Below are 16,697 nucleotides of genomic sequence, written 5' to 3'. Positions count from 1 at the left end.
ATCCTTTCCCCCGGCCGTCCGCGCCGGGGGCAATACACAAATTTTTCTGGAGTTAAGTTTCCATGGCCAAGATCGCCCCGCAATTGCCAATCGAAGTCGACAGCGAAACCGGTGTCTGGACCTCCGACGCCCTGCCGATGCTTTACGTACCGCGTCACTTCTTCGTCAACAACCACATGGGTATCGAGGAAGTACTGGGCGCTGACGCCTACGCCGAGATCCTCTACAAGGCCGGCTACAAGTCAGCCTGGCACTGGTGCGAAAAAGAAGCTGAATGCCACGGCCTGGAAGGCGTCGCGGTGTTCGAGCACTACATGAAGCGCCTGTCGCAACGCGGCTGGGGCCTGTTCAAGATCCAGGACATCGACCTCGACAAAGGCACCGCCAGCGTCAAGCTCGAACATTCGGCGTTCGTCTACGTCTACGGCAAGGTCGGGCGCAAGGTCGATTACATGTTCACCGGTTGGTTTGCCGGGGCCATGGATCAGATTCTTGAGGCGCGCGGCAGCAAGATTCGCACGGTTGCCGAGCAAGTCTACGGTGGCTCCGAAGAAGGCCACGACGACGGCCTGTTCACCGTCAAGCCGTTGTAAGTCGAGGAACCCGCCATGGCTTTCGAAGCAATGTTCCAGCCGATCCAGATCGGCAAACTGACCATCCGCAACCGCGTGCTCAGCACCGCGCACGCCGAGGTCTACGCGACTGACGGTGGCATGACCACCGAGCGCTATGTCAAATATTACGAAGAGAAAGCCAAGGGCGGCATCGGCCTGGCGATCTGTGGCGGTTCTTCCGTGGTCGCCATCGACAGCCCACAGCAGTGGTGGAGTTCGGTCAACCTGTCCACCGACCGGATCATTCCGCACTTCCAGAATCTCGCCGACGCCATGCACAAGCATGGCGCCAAGATCATGATTCAGATTACCCACATGGGCCGGCGCTCGCGCTGGGACGGTTTCCACTGGCCGACCCTGATGTCGCCGTCGGGCATCCGTGAACCGGTACACCGTGCGACCTGCAAAACCATCGAGCCGGAAGAAATCTGGCGGGTGATCGGCAACTACGCCCAGGCTGCGCGCCGGGCCAAGGCCGGTGGGCTCGACGGCGTCGAACTGTCGGCGGTGCACCAGCACATGATCGACCAGTTCTGGAGCCCGCGCGTCAACAAGCGTACCGACGAGTGGGGTGGCACCTTCGAAGGCCGGATGAAGTTCGGTCTGGAAGTCTTGAAAGCCGTGCGCGCCGAGGTCGGTGACGACTTCTGCGTGGGCATGCGTATCTGCGGTGACGAGTTCCACCCGGACGGCTTGTCCCACGAAGACATGAAGCAGATCGCCAAGTATTACGACGACACCGGCATGCTCGATTTTATCGGCGTCGTCGGCTCGGGGTGTGACACCCACAACACCCTGGCCAACGTGATTCCGAACATGAGTTATCCACCGGAGCCGTTCCTGCATCTGGCCGCCGGGATCAAGGAAGTGGTCAAGGTGCCGGTGCTGCACGCACAGAACATCAAGGACCCGAACCAGGCCACACGGATTCTTGAGGGCGGTTACGTCGACATGGTCGGCATGACCCGCGCGCACATCGCCGACCCGCACCTGATCGCCAAGATCAAGATGGGCCAGATCGACCAGATCAAACAGTGCGTCGGCGCCAACTATTGCATCGATCGCCAGTATCAAGGTCTCGATGTGTTGTGCATCCAGAACGCCGCCACGTCCCGTGAATACATGGGTGTGCCGCACATCATCGAGAAATCCACCGGGCCGAAACGCAAAGTGGTGATCGTCGGTGCCGGCCCTGCCGGGATGGAAGCGGCCCGCGTTGCCGCCGAGCGTGGCCACGACGTGACGCTGTTCGAGAAGAAGGAATTCATCGGCGGGCAGATCACTACCGCGTCGAAAGCGCCGCAGCGTGACCAGATCGCCGGCATCACACGCTGGTTCCAGCTGGAACTGGCGCGGCTGAAAGTCGATCTGCGCCTGGGCACGGCGGCCGATGCCGACACCATCATGGACTTGCGTCCGGACGTGGTGGTGCTGGCGGTCGGCGGGCATCCGTACCTGGAGCAGAACGAACACTGGGGCGCTGCCGAAGGGCTGGTGGTCAGCAGCTGGGACGTGCTCGACGGCAAGGTGGCGCCGGGCAAGAACGTGCTGGTCTACGACACCATTTGCGAGTTCACCGGGATGTCGGTCGCCGACTTCCTCGCCGACAAAGGCAGCCAGGTCGAGATCGTCACCGACGACATCAAACCGGGCGTGGCCATCGGCGGTACGTCGTTCCCGACCTACTACCGCAGCATGTACCCGAAAGAAGTGATCATGACCGGCGACATGATGCTGGAGAAGGTCTACCGCGAAGGCGACAAACTGGTCGCGGTGCTGGAGAACGAATACACCGGCGCCAAAGAGGAGCGGGTGGTCGATCAAGTGGTGGTGGAAAACGGCGTGCGTCCGGATGAGGAAATCTACTACGCGCTCAAAGAAGGCTCGCGCAACAAGGGTCAGATCGATGTTGAAGCGTTGTTTGCGATCCAGCCACAACCTTCGTTGAGCGAGGCGGGCGACGGCTACTTGCTGTTCCGCATCGGCGACTGCGTGGCGCAGCGCAACACCCACGCCGCGATCTATGACGCCCTGCGGCTCTGCAAGGATTTCTAAGGGCTTGCACCAAACCCTGTGGGAGCGAGCCTGCTCGCGAATGCAATCTGTCAGTTGACGATGATGTCGACCGACCCACCGCTTTCGCGAGCAGGCTCGCTCCCACAGTAAAGCGGATCGTGTTTCTCCAGGTTGTACTGGTGGGAGCTTCACCATGTTGAACACCCTTCTTCCAATCCTGTTGTTCGCAGCCCTGGGCCTTGGTGTCCTCGGCGCATTGCGGCGGGTGGCCATGTGGCGTCGGGGCCGGGCCTCGAAGGTCGATCTGATCGGCGGCCTGTTCGCCATGCCCAAGCGTTACATGGTCGACTTGCACCACGTGGTGGCGCGGGACAAATACATTGCCAACACCCACGTGGCCACGGCCGGCGGTGCGGTGGCGTCGATTGTGCTGGCGCTGCTGGTGCACGGTTTCGGCCTGCATAACCGCATTCTTGGTTATGCCTTGCTGCTGATGACGGCAGTGATGTTCGTCGGCGCGATCTTCGTTTATTTGCGTCGACGAAACCCGCCGGCTCGGCTGTCGAAGGGCCCGTGGATGCGCCTGCCGAAGAGCCTGCTGGCGTTCTCGGCGTCGTTCTTTCTGCTGACATTGCCTGTGGCCGGGATCCTCCCGGAGAACTTCGGCGGCTGGGTGCTCGCGGTCATTCTGGGGCTTGGCGTGCTATGGGGCGTGTCGGAATTGTTCTTCGGCATGACCTGGGGCGGGCCGATGAAGCACGCCTTCGCCGGCGCCCTGCATCTGGCCTGGCACCGTCGCGCCGAACGCTTTGGCGGCGGTCGTTCCACCGGTTTGAAACCGCTGGATCTGAGCGATCCATCAGCGCCGCTGGGCGTGGAAAAACCCAAGGATTTCACCTGGAACCAGTTGCTCGGTTTTGACGCCTGCGTGCAGTGCGGCAAGTGCGAAGCGGCGTGCCCGGCGTTCGCTGCCGGTCAGCCACTGAACCCGAAAAAACTGATTCAGGACATGGTCGTCGGCCTGGCTGGCGGCACTGACGCGAAATTCGCCGGTAGCCCATATCCGGGCAAACCAATCGGTGAACACGCGGGCAATCCGCATCAACCGATCGTCAACGGTCTGGTCGACGCCGAAACCCTGTGGTCGTGCACCACTTGTCGCGCCTGCGTCGAGGAATGCCCGATGATGATCGAGCACGTCGATGCCATCGTCGACATGCGCCGGCACCTGACCCTGGAAAAAGGCGCGACCCCGAACAAGGGCGCCGAAGTCCTCGAAAACCTGATTGCCACCGACAACCCTGGCGGATTTGCACCGGGCGGGCGGATGAACTGGGCTGCGGACTTGAACCTCAATCTGCTCAGCGAAAAGAAATCCACCGACGTGCTGTTCTGGGTCGGCGACGGCGCCTTCGACATGCGCAACCAGCGCACCCTGCGCGCCTTCGTCAAAGTGTTGAAAGCGGCGAAAATCGACTTCGCCGTGCTCGGTCTCGAAGAGCGTGACAGCGGTGATGTCGCGCGGCGTCTCGGCGATGAAGCGACCTTCCAGTTGCTCGCCAAACGCAACATCCAGACCCTGGCCAAATACAGCTTCAACCGCATCGTCACCTGCGATCCGCACAGTTTCCATGTGCTGAAAAACGAGTACGGCGCGTTTGATGGCAACTACCTGGTGCAGCACCACAGCACCTATATGGCGGAAATCATTCAGGCCGGCGCACTCAATCTCGGCCAGCACAAAGGCAACAGCGTGACCTATCACGATCCGTGCTACCTCGGCCGCTACAACGGCGAGTACGAAGCACCACGTGAAGTGCTGCGTGCCCTCGGTATCGAAGTCAAAGAGATGCAACGTTCCGGCTTCCGTTCGCGCTGCTGCGGCGGTGGCGGTGGGGCGCCGATCACCGACATTCCGGGTAAACAGCGGATTCCCGACATGCGCATGGAAGACATTCGCGAAACCGGCGCCGAACTGGTGGCGGTGGGTTGTCCACAGTGCACGGCGATGCTCGAAGGCGTGGTCGAACCACGTCCGCTGATCAAGGACATCGCCGAACTGGTGGCCGACGCGCTGCTCGAAGACGCTGCGCCAGGCAAGCCTGCCACCCCGGCCAAACGTGAACCTGCGGAGGCCCACTGATGAGCGACATTATCCGCCGCGACCCGCGCGCCGAATGGATAGCGCGTAACCGTTTGCACCCGCTGCACGCGGCCATGCAACCGGCGCAACACAGCTGGATGGGGCCCAACGGCGTCATTCGCAAGAACCTGCACGGCATCGGTTTTATCGGTCCCAACGGTGTTAAACGTATCGACCGCAGCGGCGCGCAGCAGGGCGGGGCGGTCAAACGTTCGGCCACGATTGAGGTGCAATTGCCGCTGCATCAAGTGCCGGCCCCGGCGTTCTACATCAGCGTGGTACCGGACATGGTCGGCGGCCGCTTGAGCAGCCACGACCGTGATCTGCTCGGCCTTGCCCATCAACTCGCCGGCACGGACGGTGCGGTGTTGGCAGTCGTGTTTGGCGAGCATAAGGAAAACGCTTTCGCGACCGCCGGCGTCGATCGCTTGCTGGTGCTGGAAGGCGACCAGTTCAGCGGTTATGCACCGGAACAGCGAGTGCAAGGTTTGCGCGCTGTGGATAACCAGTTCAACCCACGCCACTGGCTGCTGCCGGACAGTCGCAGCGGTGGCGGTGAACTGGGTCGGCGCTTTGCCGCTGCACTGGGCGAGCGCCCGGCAACGCGGGTCTGGCAGGTCAAGGATCAGGAATGTATTGGCCGCGCTGGCGCTGGGCTGCAAGACCTCGCCCGTCCGGTCGCGCGGTTGATTCTGGCCGCCGCCGAATGCGCCGAGCCGGTCAGCGAAACCCGTCATGAAGCCTTGCCGGTAGAGTTATCCACAAGTGTCGCGCGCAGTCTGTCGCGGATCGAAGATCTCGGTGCGGTGGCGGTGGACCCGGCGGCAATTCCGATGGCCGAAGCCGAATTCATTTTCTCCGGCGGTAACGGCGTCAAGGATTGGCAGCTATTCCACGAAACAGCGGCAGCACTCGGAGCGACTGAGGGCGCGTCGCGGGTGGCGGTGGACGATGGCTTCATGGCTCGTGATCGCCAGGTCGGCGCGTCGGGCACCTGGGTCACGGCGCGGGTTTACGTGGCTGTGGGTATCTCCGGTGCGATCCAGCACCTGCAAGGCATTGGTGCCTGCGACAAGGTGGTGGCGATCAACCTCGATCCGGGTTGCGACATGATCAAGCGCGCCGACCTCTCGGTGATCGGCGAGAGCGCAGAGATTCTTCAGGCGTTGATCGAGGCCGTCGCGGCTTACCGCAACGACGCCAAGCGCGATGCGGCTTAAGGAAACGCTATGAACACGAAGATTATCAGTCTGGTTTCAATCGGCGCCCACCCGACCTCGGGCCGGCCGCGCCGCGCTGATCAGGACGCGCGTGCCGTGGAGCTCGGTTTGCAACTGGCTGGGGATAACCTGCAAGTGCTGCATGCCGGCGACGTTACGGAACCGGCATTGCGTGCTTATTTGGGCATGGGTCTTGAGCAGATGCACGTGCTGGAGCAACCGGCTGGCGCCGATGCGCTGCCGGCGCTGACCGCGTATCTGCGCGAGGCCGGGGCGCAGGTAGTGCTGACCGGTAGTCAGGCGGAAACCGGTGAAGGGTCGGGGATGCTGCCGTTTTTGCTCGCCGAAGGATTGGGCTGGCCGTTGGTGGTCGGGCTGGCGCAGGTCGAGTCGATCAATGACGGTTCGGCACTGGTGCTGCAAGCATTGCCCCGTGGGCAGCGGCGGCGGTTGAAAGTGAAGCTGCCGTTTCTGGCGACTGTGGATAACGCTGCGCCGAAGCCTCGGCAAAGCGCTTATGGCCCGGCGCGGCGCGGTGTATTGGCGGCTGCGGATGTCGAGGTTGTCGACGACGAACTCCTGTCGGTCGCCACCCTGCAACCGGCCAAACCAAGGCCCAAACGCCTGAAAGTGATCAAGGCCAAAAGCGGTGCCGACCGCATGAAGGCCGCGACCGCCAAAGCCAGTGGCGGCGGTGGACAAGTGCTCAAAGGCGTGACCCCGCAGGCCGGTGCCGAGGCCATCCTCAAGTTGCTGATCGAAGAAGGTGTGGTGCGCTGAAAATCCCCCAATATCTTTTAGGTCATTTTTTGACATGAAAAACATTGTGCATCTGATTGCAGCCGTTTTCAGACGCAGGTTAGAAAAGCCACTCACTACACAAGGAATTAAGTGAATGACTGTTGAGTTTCGACCTGCCCGGCGCACGGATGCGCGCGACATTGCGCGTTTGTTTCAGATTTCCTCGGAGGGCGCTTCGGATTACATCTGGAGTCAATTGGCGGAGCCGGGCGAGCCATTGCTGGATGTCGGCGAGCGGCGTTATGCCCGCGACGATGTGGACTTTTCCTGGCAGAACTGCCTGATTGCCGAAGCCGAGGGCCGCGTCGTTGGCATGATGCACAGCTATGTCACACGCGAAGACCCAGACCCGACACCGCCCACCGATCCAGTGCTGGCGCCTTACGCCGATATGGAAGTGGCGGACACGCTGTACATCTCCAGCTTGGCGCTGCATGAAGGCTGGCGCAATCAAGGGTTGGGAGTACGGTTCCTCCAGCACGCCCAGGCGCGCGCCGATCAACTCGCGCTCAAAGGCCTGAGCCTGATCGATTATGCCGCCAATACCGGCGCGCGGCGGTTCTATGAACGGCATGGCTTCATCATCGTCAAAACCTGCCAGGTGACGCCGCATCCGATGATCCGGGTGACAGGTGCTGCGTATCTGATGCACCGCGCATGATGCTGGTTATCCACTGACAGGGTTTTACGCACAATCCCTGTTGGTCAGTCTGTGGATAACGTGTTCGCGCTTCACTGCAAGTCACGTTAACCGTGGCTTGCAGGCCGCAGATCAAAAAACAACCAGCCTAAGTCACGGATTTTCAGGGCTTTTTCTCTTGGATAACTGAACAAGTTGCCCCCAATCTCTGTTGGCGCTTCTGTGGATAAGATGTTCGCTATCCGCTGGGGACCATGTAAAACGTGGCTTTCAAAGGTTTGATCAAAAAATAGTCAATTCACCTGTTTCAGCTGGAAATCCCTATGTAAACCCCGATTTCACACAGCCTCCAAGGTTTTTCCACAGATACCATAAAGTTACCCCCGATCTCTGTTGGCGCTTCTGTGGATAACGTGTTCGCCATCCGCTACAGGTCACGTGGAACGTGGCTTACAGGGAAGTGATCAAAAAACAGCCAATACCTCTCGCAAACCGTCCTTCCGGATAAGTCACGATTTTTCTTCACAAATCAGCAAGTTATTTTTCCAGTCATCCACAGTTACCCCCATTTGCTGTGGGCGGCTATGTGGATAACTTGTTCGTCAAACCCTGCAAGCCCCGTCCGGTATAGTCCAAACGGCAATTGATCACATTTCATACAGTTCTAAGGCGTTGCCTTGACTTCGATTCCTGCGCTGTCTTCACTGCAATGGCACAAGGACAGCCGTCAGTTATCCACATCAGGTTCTGGGAGAACGCATGATGGATAGTCGATCACGCCACCCCCCGCCCTTTCCCCGCAAGCGCACGCTACGTCGTGCCGCCAATCAGCACGCTCGCCTGTAGCGCGCCAACCTGCCAGACCGTTGTGCTGTCGCCGGACTTGATCCGGTGGCCAGGTGCTCGTTCGTCCATTGATTGCAGGCAACCGCAGAGTTGCCCCATCGGCCTGATTAGAGGATGCACCCCATGACACGGATCTCAACGCCCATCAGCGAGATCAAGGAACACTACGATGTGATCGTTATCGGTTCAGGCTACGGCGGCGGTATTGCTGCCTCGCGCCTGTCCCGTGCCGGCAAGCGTGTGTGCCTGCTCGAACGCGGTCGGGAAATACAGCCCGGCGAATACCCCAACACCATGATCGCCGCCACCGAGGAACTGCAAGTGCACGACCCGGATGGCCATATCGGCTCGCGCACCGGGCTGTTCGATTTACACGTCAACGCCCAGCAAAACGTCGTGGTCGGTTGCGGCCTCGGCGGCACGTCGCTGATCAACGCCAACGTTGCCCTCGAGCCGGAGCCTGGTGTGTTCGATGATCCGCGCTGGCCGCAAGCCGTGCGTGAACACCGCGACACGCTGCTCAAGGACGGTTACGCCCGCGCCCGCGAGATGCTCAAACCCAATCCCTACCCGAGCACTGCACCGAATCTGCCCAAGCTCGACGCCAACAAGAAATCGGCGGATTACCTCAAGCAAGGCGCGCACTTCTACAAACCGCCGATCAACGTGACCTTCGACAAACTGCCGAACAACCTCAACCACGTCGGTGTCGAGCAACTGCCGTGCAACCAGTGCGGCGACTGCGTTTCGGGCTGTAACAACAAGGCCAAGAACACCACGCTGATGAACTATCTGCCGGACGCCTGGAACCACGGCGCGGAGATTTTCTGCCAGGCCGAAGTGCGGCATCTGGAGCGTGATGGCGACGGCTGGATCGTGCACTTCCAGTACCTCGACAGTGGGCGTGAGATGTTCAGTGCACCGACGTTGTTCGTGAAGGCGGATATCGTCGTGGTCTCCGCCGGCACGCTAGGCTCGACCGAAATTCTCCTTCGTTCGCGCGACAAGGGCGTGGTGATGTCCGGCCAGCTCGGCGAAAACATGAGCGGCAATGGTGACATCCTCGGCTTCGGCCACAACTGCGAACAGACCATCAACGGCATCGGTTTCGGCGCGCACCCGGCCAAGGAACTGCACCCGGTCGGTCCGTGCATCACCTCGGTGATCGACATGCGCACCGAAGGCGACTGGCGCAGCCGGATGGTCATCGAGGAAGGCTCGATCCCCGGCGCCCTCGGTCGGCCCATGGTGCCGGCGATGGCCGGGTTTGCCGAGATGATCGGCGTGGCCACCGATGAAAGCTTCAGCGGCAAGGTGAAGTACAAGGAGCGCGAAGCGGAAAGCTTCCTGCGCGGCCCGTATTACGGCGCACTGCACAACATGCAGACCTACCTGATCATGAGCCACGACAGCGGCCAGGGGCGGATGGTCCTCGACAGCAAGGATCAGTTGCGTATCGATTGGCCCGGCGTTGGCGAGCAGGAGAACTTCACACTCGGCAACGAGCGTCTGCACCAGAGCACCAAGGCGTTGGGCGGGGTCTGGGTGGAGAATCCGATCTGGACCAAGCTGCTCAAGCACAGCATCGTCTCGGTGCACCCGTTGGGCGGTTGCGTGATGGGTGAAGACGCGGCACAAGGCGTGGTCAATCACAAGGGTCAGGTGTTCAGTGGTGCCGCCGGCACCGATGTCTACGCCAATCTGTACGTGACCGACGGCGCGGTCATTCCGACGTCGCTGGCGGTCAATCCGCTGCTGACCATTTCCGCCGTGAGCGAGCGCAACATGGGCCTGCTCGCCGCCGACCGCGGTTGGCAGATCGACTACACGCTGCCGTCGGCACCGCGCAAACAAGTGGCGCCGCCGACCCTCGGCGTGCAGTTCACCGAAACCATGAAGGGCTATTTCTCCCGGGCCTTCACCGCCGCGCAAAGCACCGATCTGAAAGTCTATGAGGCGGCGGCCAAACGCGGCGAGGCGGACAATTCGCCGATCGACTTCACCCTGACCATCACCGCCAACGACCTCAACCGGATGATCAAGGAACCCGAGCACGCGGCCACGATTGTCGGCACCGTCATCGCCCCGGCGCTGTCGCCAGAACCGCTGACCGCCAGCAACGGTGTGTTCAACCTGTTTGAGCAATTCGAGCAACAGGTCGACACGCGCCACATGAAATACGATATGAAGCTGACCGCCGAGGACGGCAACGATTACTTTTTCAGTGCCTTCAAAACCGTGCCGGAAGACAACGGCGTGCTGAATATCTGGCACGACACCAGCACTTTGTACGTGACGCTGTATCGCGGGCCGGACAAGACCGGCGAGGTGATCGGCTCCGGGGTGATGCACATTCATCCGACCGATTTCGCCAAGCAGATGACCACCATGAAAGTGCTCAATGCGCGCAACGAGCGTGAGCGCATTGAAGGGCTGGCGCGCTTCGGCAAGTTCTTCGCCGGGATTCTCTGGGAAAGTTACGGCGGCGTGTTTGCCGGCGATATCTACTTCAACCCGGATGCACCGCCACGGTTGAAACGGCCGCTGGATGCACCCGTTCCGGCGGTGCATTTCTTCCCCACCGAGGATGGGGTCGAGTTGCGCCTGACCCGTTATCAGGCCGGCAGCAAAGGCCCGGTGATGCTGGTGCATGGTTTGGGCGTGGGCTCGAATATTTTTTCCACCGACACCATTCAGACCAACCTGCTGGAATACCTGTGCAAGCACGATTACGACGTCTGGCTGCTGGATTTCCGGGTGAGCATTCTGCTGCCGGCGAGCAAGAAGGAGTGGAACGGCGACCAGATCGCCCAATACGATTTCAAGGCTGCCATCGCGCAGATTCAACAGCAAACCCAGGCCAAAGATGTGCAATGTGTGGTGCATTGCTACGGCGCGACGACCTTCTTCATGTCGTTGCTCGCCGGTTTGCAGGGCGTGCGTTCGGTGGTCTGCTCGCAGATTGCCGCTGACACCGTAGTCGCCACGGCCACAGGGCTGAAGGCCGGGTTGCACCTGCCGGGGATGCTCGATGCGATCGGCATAAAGTCGATGACCGCTTACGCCGACAGCAAGGAGAACTGGTTCAACAAACTCTACGACAAGGCTCTTAACGGCTATGCGCGAATCGAGGCGCAGGGTTATTGCACCAACCCGGTGTGCCACCGCATCACTTTCATGTACGCGTCGCTGTATCGCCACGACACCCTCAACGAAACCCTGCACGACAACCTGCACGAGTTGTTCGGCGAATCGAACATCGAGACCTTCGAGCACCTGGCGCTGATCGTGCGCAAAGGGCATCTGGTGGATTTCAAAGGCAACGATGTGTACATGCCGCACTTTGACCGGCTGACCCTGCCGATCTGTTTTATCAGCGGCGCCGACAACCAGTGTTATTTGCCGGAAAGCACCCTCAAGACCTACCAGCGTTTGTGCGATATGCACGGGCCAGAGCGTTACAGCCGACACGTGGTGCCGGGCTACGGCCACATCGACTGCATGTTCGGCAAGAACGCGGTGGTCGATGTCTATCCGATCATCCTTGAACACCTGGAGAAAACTGCCCTCGGTTGACTGCAGACCGAGTCGACCGCTTCGCGAGCAGGCTCGCTCCCACAGGGTTTTGTGCCAGTCACAAAACCAGTGGGCATCCCCAACCCAATGTGGGAGCGAGCCTGCTCGCGAAAGCGGTGCATCTGGCACAACACCTCTCAGGTCTGCACAAGGAAATGGATGATATGGACAGCTACATCCGCTGGTTTCAACGCTTCATCTGGATCGGCATTGCGATGAACATGGTGTTCGCGATCCCCGCGCTGTTCGCGCCGGGATTGCTGACATCGGTGGTCGGTTTGCCGCCGCAACTCTCCGACCCATGGCTGGAAAACGCCGGGATGCTGCTGGTGGGCATCAGCGTGTTTTACATGCCGTCGGGCTTCAACGCGCCGCGCTACGTGGTGCATTCCTGGCTGTGCGTACTGACGCGGCTGATCGCGGTGATCTTCTGGATTTACCTGATCAACACCAGCATCCAGGGCTCGGTGTTCGTGCCGATGTTGATGGGCGATCTGAGCTTTTTCCTGATCCTCGGCATTTTGCTGTACTTGGGCACCACGCCAGAGAACCGGCCATGTGCGCTGCTCTACGATGGCTGGCGCGAGTGGCGGGCGGCGTGGCAGCGGCAATGGCAGAGTCACGCCTTCAAGGTCGGCACGCTGGTGGTGGTCGCGGTGCTCGGTTTCATCGGTTACCAGACCTGGTATCAGATGCTCCGTGTCGTTCCTGAGCAGGAATACGCCGCCGACGAAGACCACTTCAAATACGCCGCCATTGGCCTCGGCATCGAAGCGCGCATCCCGTATTACCTGTTCGCCGTGCTGCCGCAAATGTGCCCGGAAAAGATGCCCAAACCCGGTGGCTGGGAAGTCTTCGGCTTTCTCTTCGAAAACGGCAAGGACCTGCCGATCGGTATGGCCAAACGGCAGATCGGCTACCCGACCGTCGAGCCGAACTGCGCGCTGTGCCACACCGGTTCCTACCGCGCCAATGCCAGCGACGTCGCCGTCAATGTGCCGAGCGCACCGGCCAACACCCTGCAACTGCAAGCCTTCCAGTGGTTCGCCTACGATTGCGCCAGTGACCCGAAATTCACCACCGACGCGGTGATGGCGGCCATCAACAGCAAGTTCCAGCTCGGCTTTTTCGAGAAGCTCTACAACCGCTACCTGATCATGCCCATGGCGAAAAGCGCGCTGCTCAAGCAGAAACAGGCCTACGCCTGGCAGAAGCTGCGTCCGCAACAGGGCCCGGGTCGCACCGACACCTTCAACCCGACGAAGATGGTGGTGTTCGGCTTCCCGGATGACTCGACCATCGGCACCGTCGACCTGCCGCAAGTGTGGAACCAGAAACCGCGCGAATCGATGTACCTGCACTGGGACGGCAATAACAACAAGATCCACGAACGCAACTACGCCGCCGCGATGGCCGTGGGTGCAACGCCGGAATCGGTGCTGCCGCCCAGCTTCAATCGCGTGACCAACTGGCTGCTCGGGCACAAGGCGCCGGCGTGGCCGTGGGCGCTGGATCAGGCGAAGGTCGCGCAGGGCAAACCGATCTGGGACAACAACTGCGCCGGTTGTCATGACTTCGGTCGCGCCGATACCGGACAGGTCACTACCAACATCGACCAGCTCGGCACCGATCCGCACCGGCTCGATTCGTTTACCACAGGCTTGGTGGCCGCATTCCACTCCTTCAAAAAACCGCCATTCGACTTCGGCGCCTATCGCAAGACCCAGAGCTACAGCAACACGCCTACCGACGGCATCTGGCTGCGCGCGCCGTACCTGCACAACGGTTCAGTGCCGACCCTGTGGGACTTGCTGCAACCGCCGGAAAAACGCCCGCAGGTGTTCATCACCGGCTCGGATATTTACGACCCGGTCAACGTCGGCTTCGTCACCAGCGGCGCCCAGGCCAAAGCCTCGGCCGACTTCAAATACGACACGCGCCTTGAAGGCAACCACAACAGCGGTCACCTGTACGGCACAACGCTGTCGGACGACGACAAGCGGGCGCTGATCGAATTCATGAAAACCCTGTGAACCCTTACGGATAGAGGAATACGCCATGTCACTGGTCAGTCATTGGGAACACGAGTACGACAAGGTCAAAGTGCGCATTCACGGCTTGTTCACGCGCATGGAAATGGCCTGGATGAAGCTCATCAGCGAGCTGGAGCCGCAGGAGTTTCAGGCGATCATCAAACTGCTGCAACGCGGCCACGATCAGGCGCAATACGTGCTGAAAAACGGCGAGTTACCGACGGATGAACCGACAGTGCCGTGGGAGTTGTCCCACGGCTTGTCGATCCTGCGTATCGGCAACGCCACACCGTTGCCGCAATCGACCGATCAACTGCAAACCCGCGTGCTCAAGGACGGCAGTCTGCTCGGTTGTCGCAAGTGGGAATTGCTCGATCTGTTGTGGAGCGAGGCGCTGCTGAAGTGGATCGAGAACCTGCGCCATCACGCGACGTTCGGCACCGACCCGGCCGTGGTGCAGATGGATCGCGACGTGACCCTGGCGATCGCCGGCGACTGGGGCACCGGGCCGTTCGACAGCCATGCGCCGGCGGTGTCGGTGGCCAATCAGATGCAACTGGCCCAGGCCGATTTCACTGTTCATTTGGGCGATGTGTATTACGCCGGCAGTCATTCCCAGGAAGATGTCGACATGGCCGGTTGGCCGATGGGCACCCACGGCTCGTTCACCCTCAACTCCAACCACGAGATGTACAGCGGCGCCCACGGCTATTTCAAGGAACTGGCCAAGCGTTTTCCGGGGCAGCAGGGCACCAGTTATTTTGCCTTGATCAATGATGACTGGCTGGTGGTCGGGCTGGATTCCGCCTACGCGTCAGACGCGATGAATCTGTACATGGACGGCACCTTGAACGAGCCGCAGATCGAGTGGATGAAAGGCCTGCCGAAACGCAAAAAGATCATGGTGCTCAGCCATCATCAGGGCTTTGATATTTCCGGGCATAACAAGACGGCGTTGTATCAACCGGTGTGCGATGCGCTGGGGCGTGAACCGGATTACTGGTATTGGGGGCATCTGCACAACGGCATCGTCTATGCGCAGCAGGGTGGTTTGCATGCGCGCTGCGCAGGGCACGGGGCGATTCCGTATGGCAATGCCAGTGAGCTGGACGGGCATTCGCGGGTGTTGTGGTCGGAGACGCAGAGTGCGAAGGACCCGGCGTATCCGGATCGGGTGTTGAACGGCTACGCGAAAATCCGCTTGGTGGGGGAGGATATTTTTGAGGAGTTTATTGGCGAGGATGGTTCGGTGAGGTGGTCATCCAAGTGACGCGGTGACTGGGCCGGCCTCTTCGCGAGCAGGCTCGCTCCCACAGTGGTCGGTGGTGATAACAGAATTTGTGTACACCGCCAGTCCCTGTGGGAGCGAGCCTGCTCGCGAAGCTTTTGCCTTTGATCTTAGCCCTGAACCGGGACGCCCTTGAGGTACGGGGCCGGCTCGGCACCGAGGTTGTTCAGCAGGCGCTCGCTGTACCAGTCGACAAAGTTGACCACGCCAAACTCATAAGTCTTGGAATAAGGCCCAGGCTGATAAGCCGTCGAGTTGATCCCGCGCTGGTTCTCCTCAGCCAGACGCCGATCCTGATCATTGGTCGCATCCCACACCTGACGCATACGATCCACGTCGTAATCGACGCCCTCAACCGCGTCTTTGTGCACCAGCCATTTGGTGGTAACCATGGTTTCCTGCGCGCTGATCGGCCACACGGTGAAGACGATGATGTGGTCGCCCATGCAGTGGTTCCACGAATGCGGCAGGTGCAGGATGCGCATCGAACCCAGATCCGGGTTCTTGATCCGGCCCATCAGTTTCGCGCAGCCCTGTTTGCCGTCGAGGGTCATCGACACGGTGCCCTTGAGCAGTGGCATGCGTACGATGCGGTTGCGCAGGCCGAAGCTGGCGTGGGCGTAGGGGATCTTCTCGGCTTCCCAGGCAGCGGCGGACGCGGCGACGTGATCCTTGAACGCCTGATCGGCGCGTGGGTCGGTGACGTCGTCCCATTCCAGCAAGGTTTTCAGCAGTTCCGGGTGCGACGCGTTGCAGTGGTAGCACTCGCGGTTGTTTTCCAGCACCAGTTTCCAGTTGGCCTTTTCCATCAAGGTGGTGGTGATCGCCACCTTGGTGTTCTCCATGTCGTACGGTTCCATGTAATGGTTCAGCGTCGACAGGAAGTCATCGATGGCCGGTGGATTTTCCGCCAGGCTGATGAAGATGTAGCCGCCGGCCGTCTTCACGTTCACCGGTTTCAGGCCGTACTGCTTCATGTCGAAGTCGGCGCCCATTTCGGTGCCGGCGAACAGCAGGCGGCCGTCCAGCTCGTAGGTCCACTGGTGGTAGTGGCAGACCAGTTTGGCAACCTTGCCTTTTTCACTGGTGCACAGGCGCGAGCCACGGTGGCGACAGACGTTATGGAAGGCGTGGACTACGCCGTCAGCGCCACGGATGACGATGATCGGGTTCTTGCCGACCTGCAGGGTCAGGTAGTTGCCCTTGGCCGGGATCTCGCAGGTCATGCCGGCGATCAACCACTCTTTCTGGAAGATCTCCTGCATGTCGATATCGAACAGCCGCTCGTCGCTGTAGAACGGTTGTGGCAGCGAAAACGTCCGCTCGCGTTCCTGGAGCATTTGTGCGGTGGCCTTGCGTGCGGGTTCCAGCGGATCGCCCAGGCTGATTTTTGCGGTGACGTCCATCGATGTGATCCTCATGGCCATCTGCGTGGCCGGCGAAAAGTGGCTAATCAGGTGTGCTGCTAACGGTTGCTACGCAAGGTGTAAAGAATTCGTCTTGGTGTTGGGGCGAGTGTG

At 60.5% G+C, this 16,697-nt stretch carries 10 protein-coding genes; 9 read left to right on the top strand and 1 reads right to left on the bottom strand.

Translation table 11 applies throughout. The features are described from left to right. Positions 1-62 precede the first annotated feature (62 nt). The 9 genes from P3G59_RS27020 to P3G59_RS26980 all read left to right on the top strand — a co-directional run bounded on the left by P3G59_RS27020 (position 63) and on the right by P3G59_RS26980 (position 15,159). Positions 63-593, top strand: a complete 531-nt coding sequence (locus tag P3G59_RS27020) for a DUF5943 domain-containing protein (protein WP_005792152.1) — start codon at positions 63-65, stop codon at positions 591-593. A 15-nt stretch (positions 594-608) separates the two neighbouring features. Then, complete coding sequence (gene dgcA, locus P3G59_RS27015) at positions 609-2,669, top strand: dimethylglycine demethylation protein DgcA (protein WP_007911244.1); 2,061 nt, start codon at positions 609-611, stop codon at positions 2,667-2,669. Positions 2,670-2,823: 154 nt separating this feature from the next. Continuing rightward, on the top strand, positions 2,824-4,773 hold the full coding sequence (gene dgcB / locus P3G59_RS27010) for a dimethylglycine demethylation protein DgcB (protein ID WP_277759636.1): 1,950 nt from the start codon (positions 2,824-2,826) through the stop codon (positions 4,771-4,773). Next, positions 4,773-5,993: an electron transfer flavoprotein subunit alpha/FixB family protein gene (locus P3G59_RS27005; RefSeq protein WP_277759635.1), complete on the top strand. Its 1,221-nt coding sequence runs from the start codon at positions 4,773-4,775 to the stop codon at positions 5,991-5,993. The genes dgcB and P3G59_RS27005 overlap by 1 nt, the downstream gene beginning before the upstream one ends. A gap of 9 nt (positions 5,994-6,002) precedes the next feature. Beyond that, positions 6,003-6,773, top strand: a complete 771-nt coding sequence (locus P3G59_RS27000) for an electron transfer flavoprotein subunit beta (RefSeq protein ID WP_277759634.1) — start codon at positions 6,003-6,005, stop codon at positions 6,771-6,773. A gap of 115 nt (positions 6,774-6,888) precedes the next feature. Further along, complete coding sequence (locus P3G59_RS26995; RefSeq protein ID WP_277759633.1) at positions 6,889-7,455, top strand: GNAT family N-acetyltransferase; 567 nt, start codon at positions 6,889-6,891, stop codon at positions 7,453-7,455. A 948-nt stretch (positions 7,456-8,403) separates the two neighbouring features. Continuing rightward, a complete protein-coding gene (locus P3G59_RS26990; protein ID WP_277759632.1) occupies positions 8,404-11,856 on the top strand; it encodes a GMC family oxidoreductase in 3,453 nt (1,150 codons plus the stop codon). A 164-nt stretch (positions 11,857-12,020) separates the two neighbouring features. Then, a complete protein-coding gene (locus tag P3G59_RS26985) occupies positions 12,021-13,889 on the top strand; it encodes a hypothetical protein (RefSeq protein ID WP_277759631.1) in 1,869 nt (622 codons plus the stop codon). 25 nt (positions 13,890-13,914) lie between these two features. Beyond that, the gene (locus P3G59_RS26980; protein ID WP_277759630.1) at positions 13,915-15,159 is read left to right on the top strand and encodes a metallophosphoesterase; all 1,245 of its coding nucleotides are present in this window, start codon (positions 13,915-13,917) and stop codon (positions 15,157-15,159) included. A 128-nt stretch (positions 15,160-15,287) separates the two neighbouring features. Here P3G59_RS26980 and gbcA read toward each other — a convergent pair whose 3' ends face one another. Beyond that, positions 15,288-16,583 carry a glycine-betaine demethylase subunit GbcA gene (gene gbcA / locus P3G59_RS26975; protein WP_277759629.1) on the bottom strand — a complete coding sequence of 432 codons (1,296 nt, stop codon included), beginning with the start codon at positions 16,581-16,583 and terminating at the stop codon, positions 15,288-15,290. Positions 16,584-16,697 lie beyond the last annotated feature (114 nt).

The sequence above is a fragment of the Pseudomonas sp. A34-9 genome (assembly GCF_029543085.1).
Classification (GTDB): domain Bacteria; phylum Pseudomonadota; class Gammaproteobacteria; order Pseudomonadales; family Pseudomonadaceae; genus Aquipseudomonas.
The sequence above is the reverse complement of the archived record's forward strand: the minus strand, read 5'-3'. Positions and strand labels throughout refer to the sequence as shown.

What these genes read in the sequence shown, in the direction of transcription:
- P3G59_RS27020 (WP_005792152.1), top strand. Translation starts at nt 63, where the DNA reads ATGGCCAAGATCGCCCCGCAATTGCCAATCGAAGTCGACAGCGAAACC.
- dgcA (WP_007911244.1), top strand. Translation starts at nt 609, where the DNA reads ATGGCTTTCGAAGCAATGTTCCAGCCGATCCAGATCGGCAAACTGACC.
- dgcB (WP_277759636.1), top strand. Translation starts at nt 2,824, where the DNA reads ATGTTGAACACCCTTCTTCCAATCCTGTTGTTCGCAGCCCTGGGCCTT.
- P3G59_RS27005 (WP_277759635.1), top strand. Translation starts at nt 4,773, where the DNA reads ATGAGCGACATTATCCGCCGCGACCCGCGCGCCGAATGGATAGCGCGT.
- P3G59_RS27000 (WP_277759634.1), top strand. Translation starts at nt 6,003, where the DNA reads ATGAACACGAAGATTATCAGTCTGGTTTCAATCGGCGCCCACCCGACC.
- P3G59_RS26995 (WP_277759633.1), top strand. Translation starts at nt 6,889, where the DNA reads ATGACTGTTGAGTTTCGACCTGCCCGGCGCACGGATGCGCGCGACATT.
- P3G59_RS26990 (WP_277759632.1), top strand. Translation starts at nt 8,404, where the DNA reads ATGACACGGATCTCAACGCCCATCAGCGAGATCAAGGAACACTACGAT.
- P3G59_RS26985 (WP_277759631.1), top strand. Translation starts at nt 12,021, where the DNA reads ATGGACAGCTACATCCGCTGGTTTCAACGCTTCATCTGGATCGGCATT.
- P3G59_RS26980 (WP_277759630.1), top strand. Translation starts at nt 13,915, where the DNA reads ATGTCACTGGTCAGTCATTGGGAACACGAGTACGACAAGGTCAAAGTG.
- gbcA (WP_277759629.1), bottom strand. Translation starts at nt 16,583, where the DNA reads ATGGACGTCACCGCAAAAATCAGCCTGGGCGATCCGCTGGAACCCGCA.